20 protein-coding genes are annotated in these 19,284 nt (G+C 51.8%); 14 read left to right on the top strand and 6 right to left on the bottom strand.

The window, feature by feature from the left end; translation table 11 throughout:
• Positions 1–49 precede the first annotated feature (49 nt).
• The gene (locus tag PsAD13_RS26445; RefSeq protein ID WP_063319995.1) at positions 50–514 is read left to right on the top strand and encodes a nuclear transport factor 2 family protein; all 465 of its coding nucleotides are present in this window, start codon (positions 50–52) and stop codon (positions 512–514) included.
• A gap of 14 nt (positions 515–528) precedes the next feature.
• Positions 529–1,146: a pyridoxamine 5'-phosphate oxidase family protein gene (locus tag PsAD13_RS26440; RefSeq protein ID WP_063319994.1), complete on the top strand. Its 618-nt coding sequence runs from the start codon at positions 529–531 to the stop codon at positions 1,144–1,146.
• A 95-nt stretch (positions 1,147–1,241) separates the two neighbouring features.
• Here PsAD13_RS26440 and PsAD13_RS26435 read toward each other — a convergent pair whose 3' ends face one another.
• Positions 1,242–2,183 carry a LysR substrate-binding domain-containing protein gene (locus PsAD13_RS26435; protein ID WP_063319993.1) on the bottom strand — a complete coding sequence of 314 codons (942 nt, stop codon included), beginning with the start codon at positions 2,181–2,183 and terminating at the stop codon, positions 1,242–1,244.
• Positions 2,184–2,326: 143 nt separating this feature from the next.
• On the opposite strand from PsAD13_RS26435, the gene PsAD13_RS26430 reads away from it, so the two are divergent.
• From PsAD13_RS26430 to PsAD13_RS26400, 7 genes are all read left to right on the top strand, one after another.
• Positions 2,327–2,842, top strand: coding sequence for a TRAP transporter small permease subunit (locus PsAD13_RS26430; protein WP_057461315.1), 516 nt, complete (start codon positions 2,327–2,329; stop codon positions 2,840–2,842).
• Position 2,843: 1 nt separating this feature from the next.
• A complete protein-coding gene (locus PsAD13_RS26425) occupies positions 2,844–4,142 on the top strand; it encodes a TRAP transporter large permease (RefSeq protein ID WP_057461316.1) in 1,299 nt (432 codons plus the stop codon).
• 95 nt (positions 4,143–4,237) lie between these two features.
• On the top strand, positions 4,238–5,242 hold the full coding sequence (dctP, locus tag PsAD13_RS26420) for a TRAP transporter substrate-binding protein DctP (protein WP_063287614.1): 1,005 nt from the start codon (positions 4,238–4,240) through the stop codon (positions 5,240–5,242).
• A 146-nt stretch (positions 5,243–5,388) separates the two neighbouring features.
• Complete coding sequence (locus PsAD13_RS26415) at positions 5,389–5,718, top strand: (2Fe-2S)-binding protein (protein WP_063298897.1); 330 nt, start codon at positions 5,389–5,391, stop codon at positions 5,716–5,718.
• Positions 5,711–7,126, top strand: a complete 1,416-nt coding sequence (locus PsAD13_RS28550) for an NAD(P)/FAD-dependent oxidoreductase (protein WP_063319992.1) — start codon at positions 5,711–5,713, stop codon at positions 7,124–7,126. Before PsAD13_RS26415 ends, PsAD13_RS28550 begins: the two co-directional genes overlap by 8 nt.
• Positions 7,123–8,238, top strand: a complete 1,116-nt coding sequence (locus PsAD13_RS26405; RefSeq protein WP_063293446.1) for an FAD-binding oxidoreductase — start codon at positions 7,123–7,125, stop codon at positions 8,236–8,238. The genes PsAD13_RS28550 and PsAD13_RS26405 overlap by 4 nt, the downstream gene beginning before the upstream one ends.
• Before the next feature lie 35 nt (positions 8,239–8,273).
• The gene (locus PsAD13_RS26400; protein ID WP_063293445.1) at positions 8,274–8,624 is read left to right on the top strand and encodes a RidA family protein; all 351 of its coding nucleotides are present in this window, start codon (positions 8,274–8,276) and stop codon (positions 8,622–8,624) included.
• Between the two features lie 44 nt (positions 8,625–8,668).
• Here PsAD13_RS26400 and PsAD13_RS26395 read toward each other — a convergent pair whose 3' ends face one another.
• On the bottom strand, positions 8,669–9,277 hold the full coding sequence (locus tag PsAD13_RS26395) for a TetR/AcrR family transcriptional regulator (RefSeq protein ID WP_063293444.1): 609 nt from the start codon (positions 9,275–9,277) through the stop codon (positions 8,669–8,671).
• Positions 9,278–9,561: 284 nt separating this feature from the next.
• Here PsAD13_RS26395 and PsAD13_RS26390 point away from each other — a divergent pair, with 284 nt between their 5' ends.
• The 4 genes from PsAD13_RS26390 (at position 9,562) to PsAD13_RS26375 (ending at position 12,875) form a co-directional block, all read left to right on the top strand.
• Complete coding sequence (locus PsAD13_RS26390; RefSeq protein WP_063319991.1) at positions 9,562–9,930, top strand: hypothetical protein; 369 nt, start codon at positions 9,562–9,564, stop codon at positions 9,928–9,930.
• A gap of 130 nt (positions 9,931–10,060) precedes the next feature.
• The gene (locus PsAD13_RS26385) at positions 10,061–10,738 is read left to right on the top strand and encodes a response regulator transcription factor (protein WP_063287608.1); all 678 of its coding nucleotides are present in this window, start codon (positions 10,061–10,063) and stop codon (positions 10,736–10,738) included.
• Complete coding sequence (locus tag PsAD13_RS26380) at positions 10,731–12,137, top strand: HAMP domain-containing sensor histidine kinase (RefSeq protein ID WP_063319990.1); 1,407 nt, start codon at positions 10,731–10,733, stop codon at positions 12,135–12,137. The genes PsAD13_RS26385 and PsAD13_RS26380 overlap by 8 nt, the downstream gene beginning before the upstream one ends.
• Positions 12,138–12,230: 93 nt before the next feature.
• Entirely contained in the window at positions 12,231–12,875 is a 645-nt protein-coding gene (locus PsAD13_RS26375) for a DJ-1/PfpI family protein (protein ID WP_063319989.1), read from the top strand.
• Between the two features lie 48 nt (positions 12,876–12,923).
• Here the strand turns inward: PsAD13_RS26375 and PsAD13_RS26370 are convergent, their stop codons facing one another.
• The 3 genes from PsAD13_RS26370 to PsAD13_RS26360 all read right to left on the bottom strand — a co-directional run bounded on the left by PsAD13_RS26370 (position 12,924) and on the right by PsAD13_RS26360 (position 17,168).
• Positions 12,924–14,915 (bottom strand): tyramine oxidase, encoded by a 1,992-nt coding sequence (locus tag PsAD13_RS26370; RefSeq protein ID WP_063319988.1) that lies wholly within the window; start codon positions 14,913–14,915, stop codon positions 12,924–12,926.
• Between the two features lie 116 nt (positions 14,916–15,031).
• A complete protein-coding gene (locus tag PsAD13_RS26365) occupies positions 15,032–16,000 on the bottom strand; it encodes a helix-turn-helix domain-containing protein (RefSeq protein WP_063319987.1) in 969 nt (322 codons plus the stop codon).
• 274 nt (positions 16,001–16,274) lie between these two features.
• Positions 16,275–17,168, bottom strand: a complete 894-nt coding sequence (locus PsAD13_RS26360) for a LysR substrate-binding domain-containing protein (protein WP_063319986.1) — start codon at positions 17,166–17,168, stop codon at positions 16,275–16,277.
• A 155-nt stretch (positions 17,169–17,323) separates the two neighbouring features.
• On the opposite strand from PsAD13_RS26360, the gene PsAD13_RS26355 reads away from it, so the two are divergent.
• A complete protein-coding gene (locus PsAD13_RS26355; RefSeq protein WP_063319985.1) occupies positions 17,324–18,301 on the top strand; it encodes a TDT family transporter in 978 nt (325 codons plus the stop codon).
• Here PsAD13_RS26355 and PsAD13_RS26350 read toward each other — a convergent pair.
• Positions 18,298–19,173: a MurR/RpiR family transcriptional regulator gene (locus tag PsAD13_RS26350; protein WP_063287601.1), complete on the bottom strand. Its 876-nt coding sequence runs from the start codon at positions 19,171–19,173 to the stop codon at positions 18,298–18,300. The two genes, PsAD13_RS26355 and PsAD13_RS26350, sit on opposite strands and share 4 nt — an antisense overlap.
• Positions 19,174–19,284: the final 111 nt, after the last annotated feature.

Genomic DNA, 19,284 nt, shown 5'->3' with positions numbered 1-19,284 from the left:
CCACGGGCGGGTGGAGCCCAATCCACCTGCCACCCTTCCGGAGATCGTCATGACCAGACCACCACTCCCTCCATTCACACGGGAAACAGCCAACATCAAAATCCGTGCGGCGGAAGATGGCTGGAACTCTAGAGATCCGCAAAAGGTAGCTCTGGCCTACACGCCAGGCTGCCAATGGCGGAACAGAGCAGAATTTGTAACTGGACGCCCTGAGATTGAGCAGTTGCTCACTCGCAAATGGACCCGAGAGCTCGATTACCGCCTTATTAAAGAGCTATGGGCCTTTGAGGGAGCCCGGATCGCGGTTCGCTTTGCCTACGAGTATCATGACGACTCCGGACAGTGGTTCAGAGCCTACGGCAATGAAAACTGGGAGTTTGCAGAGGACGGCCTCATGAAGCGCCGGATTGCAAGCATCAACGAGCATCCAATCACACCAGAGGACCGCAAGTTCCATTGGCCGCTGGGTCGCCGCCCTGATGATCATGCAAGCCTGAGTGATCTAGGTCTGTAACTGGAGGAAACCCCATGTATTCCAGTGATATTGCCTTCACTCCCACAGTGAAAGCCATCCAGAGCCGCAAAGGCTCCCGTCGTGGCTATGCCAGCATGGAAGAGGGCGGTGGTTGGAAAAACGAAGTGACAGAAGAGTTGGCGCGGTACATTGCCGATCAGCGCAGCTTCTTTCTGGCAACGTCCAATGCTGATGGCCAACCCTATATTCAGCATCGCGGAGGACCAACCGGGTTCCTTAAGGTGCTGGACAATCGCCACCTAGGATTTGCGGATTTTCGCGGCAACCGTCAGTACATCAGCCAGGGAAATCTGGAGGATAATTCCAAGGCCTTCATTTTTCTGATCGATTACGTGCAGAAGACGCGGATCAAGATCTGGGGCACAGCTAAGGTCATTGAGGATGACCCGGGCTTGATTGAACAGCTGATGGACTACGATCAACCCTATCGTGCAGCGCCAGAGCAAGCAATTATCTTCAGTGTTAATGCATGGGATGCCAACTGCCCGCAGCACATTCCAGTGCGCATCGACGCCGATTGGGTCAAATCCGCTCTGGAAGAAAAAGAACAGAAGATCGCTGAACTGCAAGAGCAGATCCAGAAGCTGCAAAGCGCCGTACGAGCGAACTGATTATATCGAATAGCGGGTGAGCAAACTCTCCCGTTACTGCGTATTCCCGAAACTTATCTGGCCCTAATCTCGGGAATACGCACTACCTCTCGCTACTATTGTGGACCCCCATAAAAATCTCCCCATTGCTTCCTTTCAATCTCCGTAACTGCGCTCAGCAGCTTCTCGCTGAACGCATCTGCCAATGCAGACGCCGGACGTTGGGACGGCAGCAAAATGGAGATCGCCAGCACCACCTTGGGTGCAAACGGGCGGAAAACGAGCGAGCTGTGTTCGCGTGCCGTGTTCAGATAACCGTCCGCCGTCATCGGATCACAAATGCAATAGCACAAGCCATCTTCCACCAGCTTCAGTGCAGGGAGGAAGTTGCGTAACTCGAAGCGTTGATTGAACACCGCTTTCTGCTCATCAAATGCCATCCGCGTGGAAACGCAATTTGGATGCATCTCTGGCAGTGTCGCCAATGGCTTGCCCGAAAGGTCTTTCGCTTCAATAATCTCCTTGCGTGCCAATGGATCATCGCTGCGCAAAGCACAAATGCAATTGAGCAGGAAATCATGCGTGATCAGCGCACTGTTGGGAGCGGGAGTTTCTGCCAGTCCCACATCATATTGCTGAGAGGCGACCCACTCTTCAATCACGTTAGACCCGCGCATCATCAGCGAAACCTTCACCTCCGGCTTGTCATGCACAAACTCTGAGATCAGTTGCGGAATGAGCACCTGAGAAGACGCAGGCATGAACGCCACATTGAGCCGTCCTTGTTGCAAAGAGCCGATCTCGCGCATGGTGCGGGTGGAACGGGCCAGACGGTCCAGAATAGCTTCCGCTTCCCCCAAGAAGAACTGCGCTTCCGGTTTGCGGATCAGTTTACCGCGCTGACGTTCAAACAGTTCGATCCCGAGCTCCTGCTCAAGGTTCGCAATGAGAGAACTTACCGCAGGTTGCGTTCGGCCCAAGGTACGTGCTGCTTCGGAGATAGAGCCTGTTCGCATTACTTCACGAAATGCCTGCAACTGTCGAAAACTTAGGTTCATGTAACCACCTGTTATTGTGAGGCAATTACCAACCTCATAACTTTTTCCTATACCTTAATAGATTAAATCACTTTGATTTTATAGGTCAAAATCGAAATCTTCCCCGAACAGCGCTGCGGACATCTACTTAGGGAGGATTGCTGATGGATCGCTTAATGAGCCTGCTGCTGACGGGGCTGATATGCCTTGTTGCACTGGGCCAATTTGTACAGGTGATCACGCGATACCTGCTTGAGATTCCAGTTTTGGGGCTGGAAGAAAGTCTGCTCTATCCAACAATGTGGCTCTACATGGTGGGCGCAGTTAATGCCTCCCGCGAGAACAGTCATATCCGTGCCAATGTTCTGGAAATCTTCCTTAAAACACCAAAGCAAGTGGCCGTGCTCGCCCTCATTGGGGAAGCATTAAGCCTCGCGATTGGTTGTTGGCTCACCTACTGGGCATGGGATTTCACCAAATATTCTATGCGTGTGTGGCGCGAAAGCCCGACCCTCTACATCCCGACTTTTTACGTGGACATATCGCTGATCACCGGCCTTGTCCTGATGATGGTGTTCACCGCAATTCAGCTGGGCCGACACATCCATCAGGTTTTGACAGGGACGTTCCCTGAGCCGCTCCCAACCACCACAGAATCCCCAAAAGAGGAGCTGGCCTGATATGGTTGAGATCGCACTTCTTTCCGTTGCAGTTCTCGTAATTCTGCTCACTCTTGGCGTACCGCTGCCTTACTGCTTTGGCGCGGGCCTAATGACCATGTACTTCGCTGGTGACGTCATCATGAAGGGCAACATGCTTTGGGGCTTCCAACAGCTCGGCAACCCTGTTCTGCTTGCTATTCCGCTGTTTGTTCTGGCGGGCACGATTATGAGCGTCAGCGGTATTGCTGCCAGTTTGCTCAACTTCGTCAACATCTTCATCGGCCATTTACGTGGCGGTCTGGGCGTTGTGGCAACCGTCAGCTGTGCGTTGATCGGTGCGATTTCCGGCTCTGGCCTGACTGGCGTGGCCGCTATTGGTCCACTCCTCATTCCTGAGATGGAAAAGCAGGGCTACCCGCGTGCCTATGCAACTGCGCTCATCGCCAACGCTTCCTTGCTTGGCCTGCTGATCCCACCAAGCGTGACCATGATCGTCTACGGCTGGGTAACTGACACGTCTATCCTCGCCTGCTTCCTCGCAACGCTTGGCCCGGGCCTGCTGATCATGTCCAGCTTCTCCGTTGTAAACCTGCGCCTGGCCCGCAAGTTTGACCTGAAGTTGGAAGACCGCCCACGCGGCAAAGCATTTGTGCAGGAAGCCAGCCACCGCGGGTTCAAGGCAACTCCAGCACTTCTCATGCCAGTTATCATCCTCGGCGGCATCTACGGCGGCATCATGACCCCGACAGAAGCTGCTGCTGTTGCAGTGATTTACGCGATCCCTGTCGGTTTCCTTATCTACCGCGGACTGGATGCCAAAACATTCCTCGGGGCAGGTAAAGAGGCAGCAACCTCCGTTGGCGCGATCATGCTGATGATCCTGTTCTCCATGATCCTCTCTCAGATGTTCGTGCTGGAAAGTGTACCGCAGGAACTGGTGGAAGCAATCTTCTCCATTACGGAGAACAAGGTACTGCTGCTGATCCTCATCAACATCCTGCTGTTCCTTGTGGGCATGGTGGTGAATGACGTGACCGCGATCATCCTGATTGCGCCGCTGCTGCTGCCGCTCATGGAAGCCATTGGCATCAGCCCGATCCAGTTCGCAGCGATCATGGGCGTCAACACAGCTATGGGCGGTGTGACCCCTCCATACGCTTCGATCCTTTATCTGGGCGCACGCATCGGCAAAGTGCCAGTCACGCAAGTGATCCGCCCGGCCATGATCCTGATCCTCTTTGGCTATCTGCCAGTGGTGTTCCTGACCTCCTTCTGGGCAGACCTGTCTCTCTTCATTCCCCGGCTCTTTGGTTACTGACCCCATCACCAGACAAGAGCCCAAAGCGAGCTGTGGGAGCAGCTCCGATAACAGCAACCTCAGTTGCGATTGAAAACAAAACACAGAGGTGAACTATGATTTTGAAGGCATTGAAAACGACCCTTGCGCTGGCAACCATCATTGGTGGTGTAAGTGCAGCATCCGTCGCACACGCCAAAACGCTGAAGATCAGCCATATCCGCCCGCAAGGCGCAACTGTTGATCTGGAAGTGAAAGACCTTGCTGAAGAACTGAAGAAAGCAACCAATGGCGATCTGAAGATGAAGATCTTCGCGGCAAGCGCACTGGGTGACTACACCACCGTACAGGAGCGAATTTCTGTTGGTGCGATCGACATGGCCGTACAGCCAGCAGCAACCGCTGTTGAGCGTAAAATGCAAATCAGTGCCTTCCCATATGTGGCTGAAAACTGGGAGCAGGCGCAAAAAATCTACGGTCCGGGTGGCGCGATCCACGACGCAATGAAAGAGCTTTACGCCAAACAGGACATCACCATGCTGGCGGCCTATCCAGTGTACTTCGGCGGTATCGCGCTGAACCGTGATGCGGTGGCTCCTGGCGATCCGAACGCTGACAAAGGCATCAAAGTTCGTGTGCCTGGTATCAAAAGCTTCCAGCTGACAGCAGATGCTCTGGGTTATATCAGCTCCCCAATCCCATTCTCCGAAGCCTTCACCGCTGTTCAGACCGGTGTTGTTGACGGCGTCGTGGGCTCCGGTGCTGAAGGTTATTACGCCTCTTTCCGTGATGTTGCGAAGACCTACATCCCAGTCAACACGCACTTCGAAGTCTGGTACCTGATCATCAACTCCGAACGTTTTGAAGGCCTTGATGAAAGCTCCCGCAAAGCTCTCGTAGAAGCAGCAAAAGAGTTTGAAGCCAAGCGTTGGGCTAAAGCAGAGTCCGATCAGGGTGCGTTTGAGCAGAAACTGGCAGACTACGGCGCAACCATCGTCAATCTCTCTGACGATGAGCTGGCAGCAGCGGCCAAGAAAGTACGCGCAGACGTATGGCCACAGATCCTGAACGATGTTGGCGCTGACTGGGGTCAGTCCATTCTTGAAAAAATCAAGAACTAACAGTCCAGACCGATAGGTCTCCAAAGGATCAGGCAGCTTTGTTCCCTAACCGGATCCCAATCCCGGTTTCACCTGAACTGCCTGATCCTCCCGGTTTCATTGGGAAACCCACTTGTTTTAAAGCTTGCCACTAAAGGTCAGGTCCAATGTTCCGCTCACTGCGCAAACCCGAGACCCAAAGCGTCTCCATCAACATTAACGGGCAGATGGTTCAGGTTGCTGAAGGCTCCAGCCTTTGGGCAGCCATGGCGTTGCACGGTGAAACACAAACCCGCCTTGCTTCAGTCTCGGGCCAACAACGCTCCGCCTATTGCGCCATGGGCGTGTGCTTCGAGTGTCTCGTTGAGGTCAATGGCGTGCCTAACCAGCAGGCCTGCCTAACGACGGTAGAAGAGGGCATGCACGTCTGTAGCCAAGACCTGACCGAACAATCCATTGCTGCACTTCATCAAAAAGAGAGTGCTGATCATGAGTGACATTTTCGATATCGCAATCATCGGTGCAGGCCCGGCCGGCATGTCCGCCGCACTAGAGGCAGCACAACAGGGAGCCTCGGTCGCGGTGCTTGATCGCAAGGCAACTCCCGGTGGGCAGATCTATCGGGACGTGACGCAGAGCCCCTTGTTGGACCCGTCCGTTCTCGGGAGTGAATACACCGAGGGCGCGGAGCTGGTTGAAGCCTTTATGGAGGCAGACATTGACCGCCACCAAAATGCGGATGTCTGGCATATCGGAGAAAACGGCGAAGTCCTGTACTCCCAAGACCATCAGACCCGCCGTCTTGTTGCACATGAACTCATCATCAGTCCGGGCGCCATGGAACGCCCGTTCCCTATTGAAGGCTGGCATTTGCCAGGTGTGATGACAGCAGGCAGCGCACAGGTGATGCTCAAGTCTGACGGCATCGTCAAAGACGGTGCTATCTTTGCTGGCACCGGACCCTTGCTTTACCTGATCATAGCTCAGTATCTGCGGCTTGGTGTAACCGTCAACGCTGTAGTGGACACAACGCCAGCTGGCGGTGTTGGCCGTGCGATGCAGTACATTGGTGGTGCGCTCCGCAAACCAGCCTACCTTATCAAAGGTCTGATGCTCCTCAATGAAATTCGCCGTGCAGGTGTTCCTGTCTTCCGCCATGCCTCAAACCTGAGCGTGCTTGGAGAAAGCAAGGCCGTTGGCCTTCAGTTTGAACAGGATGGACGAACCCACTCCGTCAACGCAGATCATATCTTCCTGCATCAGGGCGTCATACCCAACCTCAACATGACCCGCGCACTTGGTATGGAACATCATTGGGCAGAGCAACAACTGTGCTGGACACCGACACTGGACGACTGGGGCCAAAGCTCGATCCCACACATTGCAGTGGTCGGTGATGCAGCTGGTATTCAGGGGGCGGAAGCTGCGCGACATGCCGGACGCCTTGCAGCACTTAAGGCCATGAGCAAACTTGGCAAACTCAGCGAGGCAAGTCTGCAGCAACAAAGTTCTGATCATCTGAGAGCCATGAAGTCCTTCAAAGCCTTCCGCAGTTTTCTTGATGCGTATTATGCACCAACACCAGAGCATCGCATCCCTGCTGCGTCCAACACGCTGGTATGCCGCTGTGAAGAGCAAACAATGGGTCAGCTGCGTGCTGGATTTGAGCAAGGTGCGAAAAACCCGAATGCGCTTAAAGCATTGACCCGCTGTGGAATGGGCCCGTGTCAGGGCCGCCAATGCGGGCATACCGTCAGTGAGTTACTTGCTGTCTGGCAGAACAAGCCTGTTTCCGACATCGGCTATTATCGCCTGCGCTCTCCACAAAGGTTGCTTAGTGTTGATGAGTTAAGTCAGTTTCAAAACATCAAACCAGCAAAAAAACCGGCTGAGGTGTCCGCATGAATTTTGATGCAATCATCATTGGCGGTGGCATTCACGGCAGCGCAACGGCTTGCTATCTGTCCAAGGCTGGTATGAAGACGCTGGTGCTGGAAAAGGAATATGTTGGCCGTCATGCCTCCGGTGTCAACGCAGGTGGTGTGCGGTTGTTAGGCCGAGATTTTGCTGAGGTGCCGCTCTCCAAAGAAGCCATGTCCCGCTGGCAAACACTGGATGATGAACTTGAGGGCGATACTGGTTTTCGCAGGCGTAGCCTGATCAACATTGCCATTGATGACACAGACATGAGCACGATCAAGACCCGGATCACTAAGCTCGCCGGATTGGGTTACGATCACGAAATACAGATCGACCAGCAGGAACTGCGCGAGCGATTGCCTCATGTGGCGCATAACTGCGTGGGCGGCGTGGTGTCTGAACAAGACGGCTATGCAATCCCCTACAAAGCAACCAGTGCCTTTCGCCGAGCAGCTGAACTATTTGGTGCAACATTTCACGAAGGTGAAGCACTCGTAAACCTGCGCCAGATTGGTGATGCTTGGCAGGTGCGAACCGACAAAGCCAGCTATGACACAGGCACTGTGATCAACTGCTCTGGAGCATGGGCGGACAAAACTGCCATGATGATGGGCGACAACACCCCGCTCTCTTACAGCGCGCCTATGTTGATGATCACCGCCCGAATGCCGCATTTTGCTGGTCCGGTCGTAGGCGCCATCTCTCGTCAGCTGTCGTTCAAGCAGTTCGAAAATGGCACTGTGCTCATCGGTGGTGGCGCCAAAGGTTTTGCGGATCGTGATAATAATCGGACAACGCTGGACTACAAAAAGCTGGCCCTTGCTGCGGAGACAACCAAGACCTTTTTCCCAATCATGAAGACAGCCGTCATCAACCGGATGTGGGCTGGACTGGAAGCCTACATGCCCGACAACCTGCCGGTGATTGGGGCAGGGGTGAATGCGCGCAATGCCTACCATGCCTTCGGCTTTTCGGCCCATGGGTTCCAGCTCGGACCAGTCGTTGGTGATGTACTCGCGCAGCTGATCACCACAGGAAAAACCAGTTTTGACCTGAACCCGTTCCGCATCGACCGCTTTGAACGCAAGGTTCTTTAGCTCCCAAGATTTCCAAGACAACAGGAAAGTAAACCATGACAATTGAACGCGTGGATTCCAACCACCGCATGAGTAAGATCGTGAAGCACAACGGCACAATTTATCTGTGCGGACAGACGGCTGCTGATGATCCAAGCTGGGACATCACCGAACAGACAAAACGCTGTCTGGCCAAAGTTGACGCCCTGCTGGAACAAGCTGGCAGCGACCGCAACAAGATCCTGTCCACCACCATCTATGTGCGCGATATGAAAGACTTCGCTGCGATGAACGCCGTGTGGGATGCCTGGGTTGCAGAGGGTGAAAAGCCAGCACGTGCCTGCGTTGAAGCACGCATGGCTCGTCCAGATGTTCTGGTTGAGTTTACTGTGGTTGCAGCTCAATAAAACACAAAGAGCCCGTGGTTTTTACGGGCTCTTACCAAACCCTGCTATTTCTGTACGAGCCCTTCCACCATCACCTCCCAGGAGGCAAGGAAGCGTCGCTCCACTTCGTTGTTGGTGCCTTCCAAACGGCTGAGGATCAGAGTCCCTTCAAACAACTCGACAATGGCTTCAACGATATGCGTTGCATTTGCCTGCCGGATAACGCCATTTTCCATTCCTTCAATAATCTGCTCACTAATACGCGTGCGAAGCAGACCAAAGAACTTCTTTAAAACCACACGCGCCACATGATGTTTGTAAAACTCCACCCAAATCGCAGTCAGCTCAGAATGTGTCCCAAGATAGATGAGGGTGGTGACACAAATGGACTGAATCCGTTCCAGAACATCCGTATCTGATGCAGTTTCTTCTTTAATTTGCTGAACGATCTCATCGTCACACATTTGCAGATATTCCGCCAGAATCTCATCCTTACTGGCGAAAATGGATCCGATAGTTTGCTGTGAAAGCCCGGTTTCCTTGGCAATCTCTTTGAATGTGGTGTTGAAATAACCGTTGCGTGCGAAACAACACAACGCCTCATTGAGAATGATCAAACGATCATCCTGCAGAGCAGGAGCAGCATCCTCTCTCCGTTTCTGAGGGTCGTCCATAAACGCTCTCCACACGCTGGTTTGCAAACTCTTTTAGAGCTGAAAGTCAGCTTCCTTCAGGAACTCAGCGGAAAAGCTAGCATGCAATCACGGAGTTGAGGCCGCACGATGTTGAGCAAGGTTGATACGCTTTTCTCCCGTTCACTAAGCTCAAAGCTTCTATTGATTTGAGTTTGACGAATTCGCGTAAGTTTACAAACTTGTAAAGTTCATGTCCGGCATCTGAAAAACTGAATGAGTACTCCTTGGGTGTCCCGGCAATAACGCCCCCAAGGAGATACATTATGAAGACAATTAGTATTTTGATGAGTTCAATTCTTTTGACCGTTGCTTCAACCGGTTTTGTTGCTGCCGCTGGTTCCTCCAATCTGGAAGAAGGCCTCCAGATCAAAACACCATTTATTGTTGCCGATGCAGGCTCTGTTCGGGAAGAACACCAAACCGAAAAAGCAGAGGCCTGCAAAGATTACGATGAGAGCTCAGAACACGACAACAACCATGACAAAGATCGTCATGACGATCGTGAAGAACATGATGTACACGACGGAGACAAAGGCTACGACGATGATCGCGATCACAATGACTGTGACGATCACGATGATAAAGTGCAGCGCGAACATGAACACGAACGCTCCAGCCGCTCTCACAGCTGAGACTTCCCGCGGGTAGTCCCCAACATTACCTGAGGAAGGGCGCATCAACGTTCCTGAGCGTTGGTGCGCTTGCTTGACCGAACCAAACCGTTGGTGCAAACACATCTCAGAGCTATAGCCAGAGTATCTTATGCGCATTCTTTTGCTTGAAGACGACGTTGAAATCGGAACATGGGTTGAGGATGGTCTTTCCAAAGCCGGCCATGTCATCGATTGGGTCAAAGACGGGCACGATGCATTCCTGAATGCAACAACACGGGACTACGACGTCATTGTTCTGGATCGAATGACACCAGGCCTTGATGGCCTCTCGGTTCTGAAAGCATTGCGCTCAACCAAAAATGCAGTTCCCGTCCTGTTTCTGACAGCGCTAGGTTCGGTCGAAGATCGCGTTGAAGGGCTGGATGCTGGCGGAGATGATTATCTGCCCAAGCCCTTTGCTTTTTCTGAGTTGTTGGCCCGCGTGTCTGCCCTCGGTCGGCGGCCAAGCACCAACTCATCTGAAACGATTAGTTGTCTGGAGGTCGAAAAATTTCAGCTTAACTTGCTCAAACAACAATGTACGCGGGCTGGTCAACCTGTTCCGCTCAATGCCAAAGAATTTCGTCTGTTTGAAACCTTCATTCGCAATAAAGGCCGTGTTCTGACCAAGAACATGTTGCTGGAGAAGGTCTGGGACATGAACTTCGACCCGACCAGCAGTGTTGTGGAGACTCACATCAGTCGGCTGCGCGCCAAAATCGAAAAGCCGTTTGATATTGAGCTCATTCGAACAATCCGCGGAGCAGGGTATATTCTTGATGACTAGCTCTTTGAAACATCTCTGGCAGATGTCCGCGCTGCGTCAGGCATTTGCGCTCACACTGGTATTTTTGGGAGTCTTGGTTGCAACAGGCTTTCTGGCAGATGTTTCTATTCGCGCCAACCTCAACCAAACCATCGACAACGACCTTCTTACAAAGTTCAATCAGATCAAAGCTGATCTCGCTAAAGGTGTTTCCTACCAATCTATTGCAGGATCCTATCAATCTGAGAGTGAGCACTTCAGCGTTGATGAGTTTGTCAGCTTCAAATCAGATTCTGGTAAGATATATGGGTACCCAATCCCAGACGTTTATGGAAAGACAGGCTTTATAAACCTCGCTCCCTATTACTTTCACGAGGAGGACGAGGAGGAAACGGAAGAACACGCAGAAACTGAGACCAGTTGGCGTGTATATATTGGCACTATTCCGGGAGGCAGGTTAGCTATCGGTTCCAGTCTTCGCGCCCGTAACCAGCTTCTGAATACATTGCCCTATGCATTCCTGTTCAGTGGTGGTGTCATGATGTTCATTACGCTGAGCGGTGGTCTCTGGTTTGGCTGGCGCTCACAGCGGAGGCTCTCCAAAATAACGCGTGCTTTGGATCAGATCGCAGCAGGCGATTTGACGACCCGCATTGCACCTTCAAGCTGCAGAGACGATCTGGATATTCTTTCCGTTAAACTGGATGAAACCACACAGCGACTTTCAACCACACTTCAGCAAGTTCGCGACTTGTCAGTCAATATCGCACACGATTTGAAGACTCCTCTCACTCGTCTCAGAGCTCAACTGGAACAGACACAGGAGCAAAATCAAAAAGGTGTCAGCGATGCAGAAGGCGTTGCCGGAGCACTTAAAAAAACAGATGATCTGCTTGAGGTATTTGACGCCCTGCTGCGAATTTCGCGTGTTCAGTCTGGCGAAAGAAAAAAACAGTTCCAACACATCCAACTGGCTGACCTGATCCATAATGTTGCTGAAATCTATCAAGCTGTGGTTGAAGAAACTGGCCGTTCTTTTTCCGTTGAAATTGAAGAAGCTGGAAGCATATCCGGCGATCAGGTGCTTCTTGTTCAGGCACTTGCTAATCTCATTGAAAATGCCTTACGCCACACATCCGAAGAGGCGGAAGTTATACTGTTCGTTTCAGGAAACACGATTGGTCTGCGGGACAATGGGCCGGGTATACCCGAGGCGTACTATCCACGCGTTGTCGAGCCTATGTATCGAATGGAGCAGAGCAGGAGTACACCAGGTGCAGGGTTAGGGCTTGCTTTGGTGAAAGCCATTGCCGATCTGCACCATGCCGAACTCGTTTTATCCTCTCCAGCTTCTGGTAAAGGTCTCAGTATTCGGTTTGTCTTCCATCCACCAATCAACGAGCAACTCGGCACAATCTGACTTAATCACGGATCAAAACTGAGTTGATCACCCAACAGTTTGCTCAGCGCACCATGGCATCTTTCACACCAATTATTTTGGAAGGATGTCCTTATGAAGCTCAAGATTCTACTGATTACCGGTGACTTTGGTGAGGATTATGAAGTCATTGTTCCGTTCATGCTGCTGAAAGCCATCGGTTATGAAGTTCATGTTGCCTGTCCTAAAAAACGGGAGGGTGAAACGGTCGCCTCATCCATTCACGATATCAATAAGGACTATCAAACAGTCACCGAATGGGAAGGACACCGGATCAACATCAACGTATCTCTTGAGCATCTGAACCCTGCCGATTACATCGCCCTTGTACTTCCCGGAGGTCGCTCTTGCGAATACTTACGCACGTATCCGATTGTCCGTGATGTAACATCTCATTTCATCAAGGAAAACAAACCGATCGCTTCCATTTGCCGAGGGGTGCAGATCCTGCTTGCCACGGGCCTATTGAAGGGCAAAACCATGACGGGAAACTTTGTGTGCCAGACAGAGGTTCAGATGGCTGGCAACACCTATGAGAAGCTGGGGTATGAAGGCGTCGTGGTCGACGGAAACATCGTCTACGGCGTGGAATGGCATGGCCTTTGGACGTGGATGCAAGCCTTCATGGAAAAGCTCGAAGTGACAATAGATATACCCCCCAAGGGTGGGCATGTGAAACCTGTTCCGGGAGAAGGGTATGCATTGAAGAACCTGAAGTAAGTTCGGTTAGAGCACCCAAAAGCAGATGCTCTAACCAAGGACTTAGCTTTAGCTGGACTCGTCAGGTAGCCGGATTGTGAGAGCCGGGTTGCGAGGGAAGAAGTTCATCGGCTGAATATGGATGGTCTTCCATTCTGTTGACATGACTGGCCAATCTTCCAAACGTGGTACATGGTGGAAGCCAGCGGTGAACCACGTGACCACATCTTTGTTCATGAGTTGGCGGTCCTGCTTGACCCATTCCGCCAGACCATCAGACCCATCAGACCCCATGGCAAGCGCGCCACCTGCATAACGCTCATTTGGATCATAAGCAGTATTCCAGACGCTATACTCGATGTAGCGGTTACGCACGAATGGAGCATCGTTTTCAAAGTCAAATGGGGCATAGGACACGCTACCGTGGTGGAGCATGTATGCTGGTTTGTGGCCAAGGTAGCCGTCCACATTTCCGTTCATCACCATAAAGGCTTTCGGCTTCATGGAGCTGAGGCGAAAGCGACCTTCCATCTCGCTTTTGACCGGTGTGTTCTTAACCGTCCAGAGTGAGCGGCGTGGCACATTGACCGGAGGTTCACCACCAACGATTTCCTGCACCATCATGGTGTTGTCCGGCCCATCTACGTCAAAGTCCAGGCGGAAGTTGAAGTAGTGATCGTGGAATGGAGCAACCAGATGCGGTGCAATGAGCGAGCCATATTTCGTGTCTTCGGCAGCGGTTGGATCCTGTAAGGACTTGGACGCAACGCCCTTCACGGCATCCAGACCAGATGCGCCAACCTTCAGGTAAATCGTGCCATCCTGCTTGAAGCGATAGTCGATCAGGTAGTCGTAGTTGCCAACCTCAGAGGCGGTCCGAATGACCAGTTCTGTTTCTGGTCGACCTTCTGCAGGCACAAACTCCGTTTCTGACTGAGCGAAGACTTCAAAGTGGCGCCATGCAGGGTTTCCGATATCTCGCTCGAAGATGCAAATCGCGTCGGGAATCTCCAGTGGCTGGCCCATATCATCATGGATTAATGCCGGAAGGAAAGTTGCGTAATCCGGACAGTCCACATTCTTGCGCAGAGGTGTCAGGAAGAGGCCAAACCCGTATTCGCCACTGTCCATATAGGTCCGCCAATACCAGCCAGCGGAGGGGTCCATATACGGCACGAACACTTCGGACAGAGAGGCTTGATAGAGCACTGAACGCCAGTTCGCACCATCATTGGCTTTGACCTGCGACAGAACAAGACCAGGACGCTTGTCGACGCGATACCGCATCTTCCAGATGTCCCAGGTTATCTCACTGCCATCAATGGTAAAGTTTGGACCACCCTCCTGACGCAGGCGTGCCGGATTGGTTTTGGCTCTCAATGCCGTACGTTTGGCGACTTCATCCTCGTTGTAGCCCCAGTCATCTTCTGGAAGAGGGACAGCGCCTTCATCGATAACTTCCAGAACTTTACGCTCTGAAAGCTCCACCACAGCCACCAGCCCCTCAACCGGTTTGGCATAGAAGTTGGAGCTTGTCGGGTTCACATAGCAAGGCACCTTCATCAGGCGTTTGCCTTTTTCTGCGTCAGTAAAGAAGTTACCGGCAGTCAGCGGAAGGCAATAAACGTCATCTGGCGTCAGGCCGCGCTTGGCGAGCCCGGCAACCATACGCTCATCTCCCAGCGCGATCTCCATAGCCGACAAAAAGTCCGCCAGCATGATCATGGGCTGACCTTCAAGGTCTGACCTGCTTTCGACAGTACCTTTGGTGATGTTCACCACCGCTTGGTGAAATTTGCCATCTTCCTGAAAATGAACCGTCGCTCTGCGATCAAGGCTCCCATCTGTCGCATTGCTCATGACCGCTTTCTTGTGCGGTTCCAACAGCTCAATCAGCGGATAAAGGGTTTTATCACTGGCAGCATTGGCTTCAATCAGGGTTGCACGAACCGCATTAAGTTCGTCTCCCGTCAGGCCATCGAGTGGATGAGGGTCTGCAGCATACGCGGCAGACGTGAGCATTGAGGCGGCCACAAGCCCCCCCAGCATCTTTAAAGTCATTGGTTCCCTCCCATCGGAAGGGGAGATGAACCCACCTGTGTCTTCTCCCCCTAAATCCGTCCAATCAAAGCTTAGGCGAGCCCGGATCGCTGTGTCTGCGCATCCTGTGCAATTTACTAGGCATATCGGTTCACAGCCGACTCGCTCTGCCGGATCTGCTCCGCAAAGGTTCGCGGAGACATGCCCACCTGTGCCCGAAATGCCCGATTAAAGGTCGACAGATCACGAAAGCCAAATTCAAACGCCAGCTGAGAGATTCTGAAGGCCTGCCGGGATTGCAGACGGCGTGATAATTCGCGTTTGAACCGCCCGACACGCACCTTGGCGATCTGCTCGTTACAGCTCAATCCGTGCTCTCTGAAAAGACGATAAATGCTACTGCGCGACATGCTGGAAAGCTTTGAAAGCTCATCGATATTGAAGCTCTCTTCCAACGCATTGTCGTGAATAAGAGATAACAGGAACTGCAGCTTGTCATATCCTTTCTGCAAAGCACTGGTGTCTTCTTCAAGAAAGGTCGCGCTCACCACATCATTGAAGGCGCCTGAGAGCAAATGTTGTTTCTGGCTTCCCGGCTGCGCTTCAAGCAGCAGATTTAGGTGGGCGTTGATCAGCTGGCCAGCCCCGGAAAACGCGGAGACCTTGCGACCACAGGCATAAGCAGAATTGAAATGCCGATGCAGCAGATGGCGCGGGATATGAATGGATATCTGGTCAGACCCCAAAGTGCGGTTAGCCCGGAAAATGGAGGATTTGACGGAATCGATCAACGTCATGTCTCCGGGCTTGGAAAGCAGCGCGGTTTGTCCATTCTGTTCCAGCTCCGCTTCTCCCTGAAGCTGCAGAATCAGAAAATAATAGGCCTCGCCATCCTTGCTGATATCAGCAGGTCCACGGGTGATCTCTCTTGCATTGTGAGTGACGCGGGCGCAATCAACATCGCCAAGCTGGAGTATGGAGGCATTTCCCATAACACTTCCAGCTTCTGTGTTTGTGACGAAGTGACCGCAGATTTCGGTCAGCCGTGTGTTCCATTCATCCAGCTCATATCGGCAGGATTGAGTTGAAGGTATCTGAATACACACTGGCGCCTCCCCTAACCAAGGGGAATGCTAGAAAGAATCTAAACAGCAATCAAGCCGGATATATGCATTTTCCTATAAATCGCCTATTTCATGCTCAGACTAAGTCAGTTTCAGCTACAAGATCAACTAGGTGTGTCTTGGATACACCGTTGTAATATAATGTTTTTATTAGAAAGAACGGCCATTAAACCACAGGAGTGAGTACAATATTTGAAATACATTCAAACGCTGATTATTTGCATTTTCATAAAACTAATATTGCGCAAGTTGCCCGTTACTCCCGACCCAAAGTCCAGTTGTGGGCGAACTCCCGAAAGGATTTGAAGACGGGGCTCTGGTATTTCTCCGTGTTATAGACCAGCGAGAATTGCCTGATCATCTTGTGCTTCAAGGGAACGATCGATAGGCGACCCTCTTGAACAGCAGCATTGACAGAGCGGCGAGAAAGCACAGTCAGACCGAGCCCTGCGATGACTGAGTTGACGATAGCCGTGGTGCTGTTGAGCTCGAACGCTTCTGTCCACTCCTCCAGGTCCGCGGCAACTTCCGTCAGAAAATATTCTCGTGTGCCAGATCCCGGTTCCCGCAAAACCCAGCTCTTGCCCTCGAGCGCATCTAACTCAAGCGGCTTATCGGAAGCGGGACACTGAGATGGCGCGCAGACCACGACCATTTCGTCCGTCATCCACGGCTCAACCTTGAGACGTTTGTCACTGACCTTTGCCTCAATGAAACCTAGATCCAACTCAAAATCCAGCAGCATTCTGCAGGTTTTTGTGGAGTTAGAGAGACTCATGGACTGGTGTAGATACCCCGTGTTTTCGCGAAAATCCCCAAGCAAGGTAGGCAGCAAATGATTGCCAATTGTGTAGCTGGACCCAATCCGCAAGTTACCGTTGGTTGCATCATCGCCTTCAAAAAGCTGCGTGATCGCTTCAGATCTATCCAGCAGTTCATCCGCCAGAGGGAGTAAACGGCGGCCTTGCTCGTTTAAGATGAGTTGCTTGTTGGCACGATCAAACATCTTCCATCCCAGCTGGCGTTCCAACTCAGCAAGAGCCATCGAAACGGCTGATTTGGTGAGAAACAGTTTTTCTGCCGCAGCTGTGATCGAGCCTTCCTGCGTAATCGAAACAAACACTTTAAGCTGACGAAACGTTACATTCATTTCTTTTCAGGGCCAATCTGTGGGACAGTATTGTATGAGGTTCAATTTTACTGAACCACCTATTCAATATATTCAGATTTTCAGGACATATCAAATCAGCTAGGAACTGGAGTTGCATACTTTATCTTCTCACCCTCAGGTTATTGGCATTTCCGATGAATACTCTTCGAAACAAACTGGCTCACGTTCCGGCCCCTCTCGGTGGTCTCGCGCTAGGGATAGCAAGTCTCGGCTGGTCGATGGAAAATGTAGGCAATTTTGGAGGGGCACTGCAACTCACGGGCGCATTGATTTCGAGCGTTTTGCTCGTGCTACTGCTTGGAAAAATCTTTTTTGCGCACACCGCAGTTTTTGAAGACCTGAGGCATCCAGTTGTTGGCAGTGTGCTCCCGACAACCGCAATGGCGCTGATGATCGTATCCTACGCAATCGCGCAATACAATTTCGCCATCGGGCAGGTGCTCTGGCTGTTAGGCATTGGCCTGCATCTCACGTTCTTATCTGTGTTCATTTACCATCGCGCAAAAGGCTTCAATCTACAGCACATGGTCCCAAGCTGGTTTGTGCCACCAGTTGGAATCATCGTGGCAGCCGTTGCTTTTCCCGGCGGTGTGTTTGAAGGCTTTGCAAATGCCTTGCTCTGGTTTGGTTTGGTCGCCTATGCGCTGATGTTACCAATGATGCTGTATCGTTTGATTTTTCACGCCGAGGTGCCGGATGCAGCTAAACCCACCATCGCAATCCTCGCTGCACCTGCCAGTCTTTCGCTTGCTGGTTATCTCACTTTGACGAGTAATCCATCTCCAATCATGGTCGCCGTGCTTGGCGGAATTGCCGTCGCGATGACAGCGCTGATTTATATCTCATTCCTGCGCTTGTTCCGCCTGCCATTTTCTCCAGGCTTTTCCGCCTTCACATTTCCGCTCGTAATTGGCGCAACAGCGCTCTTTAAAACGGTATCATGGATGGAAAGTCTGGGTGCGAATGCCAATCTTGTCGCGCAGATCAGAGCCTTGGCGCACATTGAACTTTATGTGGCAACAGCCGTCGTTCTCTATGTCAGTTTCAAGTACCTGACATTCTTCGCACCTGCTCTGTTGCCAGCGCGTGCAACGGGACAGCAGACCAACTAACTGGACTTGCTGAACATCTTGGTCTTGTCAAACAGGTTCTCCAGCGTGTTCATCCGCTCCTTGGTCACCTTCCACGTGGAGGTGGTCATGGCTTCAATCATGGCTTCCAGAATAAACATGATGACAACGCTGCTGTCCCAGGCCGATGGTGCTTCAATGCGAGCGTTGAAAACATACTCCGCATTAACAGCTGCTGGTGAAGTCCACTGATCAGTAAACACGATCACAACCGCCCCGCGTTCGCGCGCCAGATCGACAAAGCGCAGAATGTCGTGTTCGTATCGACGGATATCGAACACCACCACAACATCACCCGGTTTCATGTTCAGGAGATAGTGCGGCCACGTGTTGGAGTTGGAGGCGATGGCAATTACATCATCACGGATCACCTGCAAATGCGTAAAGAAATAGTCCGATAAAGCACGTGTAATACGACCACCAACAATGTGGACAGCCCGCTCGCGCTCCGTCAACAAACCCACAGCCTGATCGAAATCCTGCGTATCGAGTTGCTGTAAGGTTTGTTTCAGATTGTCGATGACCGCGTCAGCAAACCTGTTCAGAATATGTGCATCAGGTGCATTTCGGGTCCAGCGCTCTTGTTTGGAAATCGGGTTGGAAATTGTTTCTTCCACTTCCAACTTCAAGGCTGATTGCAACTCCGTAAACCCAGCAAAACCAATCTTTTGCGCCATTCTGACGACCGTTGGACCAGAGACATTTGCCGACTTTGCAAGCTCTGAAACGCTGCCTAATCCGCTGACTGGATAATTTGCAAGCAAGGAGACGGCCAGCTGACGCTCTGCACGAGTTAACCCATTAAAATGTCCGCGTAATTTTTCTGCGACGGTCTGTTCATTTGGGTCTCGCACGTCTCTCACCTACCTGATGTATGTATATTTGCCTAGTTTTTAGGCTTTGTGAAACGTTCCTTTCAGATTAGTCTCCTTGGAAACGTTTCTTTCAGAAACTCTTTTACGAAT

This window comes from Pseudovibrio sp. Ad13 (assembly GCF_001623225.1).
GTDB lineage: Bacteria > Pseudomonadota > Alphaproteobacteria > Rhizobiales > Stappiaceae > Pseudovibrio.
Note: the sequence above shows the minus strand (reverse complement) of the source record. Positions and strands in the feature narration are given on the sequence as shown.